Origin of the sequence: Streptomyces solincola (genome assembly GCF_002982015.1) — a bacterium.
GTDB classification, from domain to species: Bacteria; Actinomycetota; Actinomycetes; order Streptomycetales; family Streptomycetaceae; genus Streptomyces; species Streptomyces solincola.
Map to the genome: position 1 here is coordinate 1 of NZ_PVLV01000582.1, position 3,255 is coordinate 3,255.

Annotated in this window: 3 protein-coding genes; all 3 read right to left on the reverse strand. The window is 76.5% G+C overall.

The features are described 5' to 3' along the window. Window positions 1-1,073 (reverse strand): SCO2583 family membrane protein (locus tag C6N75_RS27560; protein ID WP_105871584.1); only part of this gene is annotated, 1,073 nt, incomplete at its 3' end. A 65-nt stretch (window positions 1,074-1,138) separates the two neighbouring features. After that, window positions 1,139-1,708 (reverse strand): SCO2584 family spore wall biosynthesis protein, encoded by a 570-nt coding sequence (locus tag C6N75_RS27565; RefSeq protein WP_105871585.1) that lies wholly within the window; start codon window positions 1,706-1,708, stop codon window positions 1,139-1,141. A 102-nt stretch (window positions 1,709-1,810) separates the two neighbouring features. Beyond that, the gene (locus tag C6N75_RS27570; RefSeq protein ID WP_105871586.1) at window positions 1,811-3,163 is read right to left on the reverse strand and encodes a glutamate-5-semialdehyde dehydrogenase; all 1,353 of its coding nucleotides are present in this window, start codon (window positions 3,161-3,163) and stop codon (window positions 1,811-1,813) included. Window positions 3,164-3,255: the final 92 nt, after the last annotated feature.

Genomic DNA, 3,255 nt, shown 5'->3' on the forward strand with positions numbered 1-3,255 from the left:
GCGGAGGGCTGGGCGGCGGGGGCGAGGGCGCCGCACAGGGCGGTGACGGCGGCCCCGGGAGCGTAGGGGTCGGTCGGCACCGGCGGCGCGGAGGGTGCGCGTCCGCCGGCCGTGACGGGGTGCAGGGCCGTCGACGCGTCGGCGGCGCAGGACTGCGGGCCGGCCAGCACCCGGCCGGCCAGCAGCTCGGCGCGGTGCATCAGCAGGTCGTCGCGGTCGAACCGGAACGTCAGCTCGCGGCGGACGGTGAAGAGCGAGGCGTCGGCCCGCGCCGCGGCCGCCCCGGCGGGCCGGACGGCGTAGACGAAGGTGTGGTCCGAGACCACCTCCAGCACGCCCGGGGCGGCCTCGGCGGCGTCCAGGGTGCCGCGCACCCGCACCGCCGGGTCGGCCAGCGCCGTCTCGTCGGGGTCGAACCGGACCAGCCAGCCGGTGGCGGCGTGCCGCCCGTCGTCGGCGGGGTTGTCCACGCTGTGGTCGAACTGGTCCTGCTGCTGGGGGTCGATCATCAGCCGCACCGGGCGTACCGACCGGCCGCCCAGGACGTCGGGATCGAGGGAGGAGCGCACCAGGTAGTCCTTGGCGATGGCGAGCGCGGCGACGACCTGGTTCTCGGAGAAGTGGGCGGTGCGTCCGGGGCGCGGCAGGGCGATGCCGGCCGCTCCGGTGGGGAACTGCGCGGCGGGGCTGCGGGCGAACAGGTCGGCGGGCCGGCCGCCGGGCACCGCGCCCCGCGGGGCCAGCGCGACCACGGTGGAGCTGAGCGGGTCGGCGCTGCGTTCTCCCGGGGCCGGGGCGGTGGTGCGCACGCCCAGGTAGATGACGGACGCGAAGGCCATGGCGACGACCAGGACCAGCAGCAGGGCGTTGCGGGCGCCCGAGCCGCGCGCCGGCGGCAGGGGGCGGCTGCGGACGGCCGCCGCGTGTTCGGTCAGCCGCTCGCGGGCGGAGGACTCCTGGAGCCGGGCAGCGCGGATGAACGTCTCGTCGAAGACGACGGAACGGTATTCCTCCTCGCCGCCTCCGGGGGCTCCTTCGGGAGTCCCCTCGGGCGGGTCGCCACGACCGGCCATACCTTCAGGGTAGGTCCGGGCGCACGACGGCAAACGCCCCGGCCGGGGGCGAGTTGCGGCGGGCGTCAGGGTGTGCCTGGGGCGGCGGGCACGGCCTGATCGGCAGGCGGTCCGAGCACCGCGGGAGCCCCGGGGGCCCGGCCGTCCACCCCGGTGCGGGAGGGGGCGGGGACCTGCTCGCCGCGGCCGGCGGACGAGCCCCGGTACACGGCGCTGAAGGCGAGCGCGACCATGCCGATGCCCATCACCACGGCCAGGAGCCAGGCGACCGGCCGGTGCCAGCGGGAGCTGGGGCGGTAGGGGCGCAGTGCGCCGCCGTGGGCGCCGTAGGGGCCGTCGCCGTACTCGTCGGCGTACGCGTCGCCGTAGCTTCCGTAGTCGTCGCCGGAGCCGTCGTACCCGCCGTATCCGATGGCGTCGGGACCGCGGTCGCCCAGGCCGCGGGCCGCTTCGGCCTCGGCGCGGGCCTGGGCGGCGGCCACCAGGCGTTCCACGGCGCTGGGCTCGTGGAAGGCGGCGGCCCGTACGAAGTCCTCGTCGAACACCACGGAGGCGAAGTCCTGGTCCGCGCCTCCGCGGTCGTCGTCGGGCTCCCAGCCGTCCGGGAACGGCCTGCCCCCCACGTCGTCCGGCACTCGTTCAGAGTAGACCTGGAAGGTGCTTCCCGGCAGCCGGACGGCGAACCCGGGCGCGGGCGGGGACCGGATCCGGCCCCGGCCCGGGTGGCTGCCGGGCGGCTACCGGGTGTGCCCGTCGCCGGTGACGATGTACTTGGTGGAGGTCAGCTCGGGCAGGCCCATCGGGCCGCGGGCGTGCAGTTTCTGGGTGGAGATGCCGATCTCCGCGCCGAAGCCGAACTGGCCGCCGTCGGTGAAGCGGGTGGAGGCGTTCACGGCGACCGTGGTGGAGTCGACCAACTGGGTGAACCGGCGGGCGGCGGCCTGCGAGGTGGTCACGATGGCCTCGGTGTGGCCGGAGGACCAGCGCCGGATGTGGGCGACGGCGTCGTCCAGGGAGTCCACGACGGCGGCGGCGATGTCGTAGGAGAGGTACTCGGTGGCCCAGTCCTCGTCGGTGGCGGCCAGGACGGTGGCCTTGGAGCCGTCCGCGTAGCCGCGCATCCGCTCGTCGCCGTGCACGGTGACGCCGGCCTCGGCGAGCGCGTCCAGGGCGCGGGGGACGAAGGCGTCGGCGGCGTCCCGGTGGACGAGCAGGGTCTCGGCGGCGTTGCAGACGCTGGGCCGCTGGGCCTTGGAGTTGACCAGGATGTCCACGGCCATGTCGAGGTCGGTGTCGGCGTCCACGTAGACGTGGCAGTTGCCGGTGCCGGTCTCGATGACGGGCACGGTGGACTCCTCGACGACCGTGCGGATCAGCGAGGCGCCGCCGCGCGGGATGAGGACGTCGACCAGGCCGCGGGCGCGCATCAGCTCGCGTACCGAGTCGCGGGACTCGCCGGGCACGAGCTGGACGCTGTCGGCGGGCAGCCCGGCGCCCGCGACGGCGTCGCGCAGCACGGCGACGAGCGCGGTGTTGGAGGCGTACGCGGAGGAGGAGCCGCGCAGCAGGACGGCGTTGCCGGACTTGAGGCAGAGCGCGGCGGCGTCCACGGTCACGTTGGGCCGGGCCTCGTAGACGATGCCGACGACGCCGAGCGGGACGCGGATCTGGCGCAGGTCGATGCCGTTGGGCAGGGTGGAGCCGCGGACGACCTCGCCGACCGGGTCGGGCAGCGCGGCGACGTGGCGGACGTCGGCGGCGATGGCGCGGATCCGCTCCGGGGTGAGGGTGAGCCGGTCGATGACGGTCTCGCTGGTGCCCGCGGCCCGGGCCCGGGCGGTGTCCTCGGCGTTGGCCTCGGTGATCTCGGCGGTCCGCGCCTCCAGGGCGTCCGCGACGGCCAGCAGGGCGGTGTCCTTGGCCGCGCGCGGAAGTGGCGCGATCTCGTCGGCGGCGAGCCGGGCGCGGCGGGCGGCCAGCACCACCGGCGAGGTCGGCTCGTGCGGGGTCGCGGCGGGCGTGGCGGCCGGGACGGCGGCGCCCTCCGGGGTGACCGTGGAGCTGGACGCGGAGTCGGAGTGCGAGGTCATGCTCGCAGAGTAATGCGGACGGCGGACGAGCCCGCCCGCCGCGACCCGCTCCGCGAGACGCCGTCCCGGCCCGGGCGGGCGACCGGCCGGAG

Excerpts from the sequence above, each read along its gene's own strand:
- C6N75_RS27570 (WP_105871586.1), bottom strand. The coding sequence starts at position 3,163 with ATGACCTCGCACTCCGACTCCGCGTCCAGCTCCACGGTCACCCCGGAG.